1 protein-coding gene is annotated in these 336 nt (G+C 71.7%); it reads left to right on the top strand.

Annotated features, from left to right (window positions below; genetic code table 11):
• On the top strand, window positions 1-336 hold a 336-nt coding region (locus FLQ44_RS19750; RefSeq protein WP_206209001.1), incomplete at both ends, for a S41 family peptidase.

Below are 336 nucleotides of genomic sequence, written 5' to 3'. Positions count from 1 at the left end.
CCAACCCGACCCCGCTGCTGCACCACGCCGGGCCGAAGGTGATGCTGGCGAACGGACTGTCCAGCTCGGGCGGCGACGCCTTGCCCTACTACTTCCGCAAGATGGGTCTCGGCCCGGTCATCGGCACGCGCACCTGGGGTGGGCTGATCGGCATCAGCGGCAATCCGCGTCTGGCCGACGGCGGCGCCATCCTTGCCGCGACCTTCCGCTTCATGGACACCGAGGGCCGCTGGGCGGTGGAAGACGAGGGCGTGGCGCCGGACATCGAGGTCATCGATCGTCCCGAGCGGATCGCCGCCGGCCGCGATCCGAGCCTGGAGCGCGGCGTGGCCGAGC

Origin of the sequence: Vogesella mureinivorans (genome assembly GCF_007644035.1) — a bacterium.
Lineage (GTDB): Bacteria > Pseudomonadota > Gammaproteobacteria > Burkholderiales > Chromobacteriaceae > Vogesella > Vogesella mureinivorans.
The sequence above is the reverse complement of the archived record's forward strand: the minus strand, read 5'-3'. Positions and strand labels throughout refer to the sequence as shown.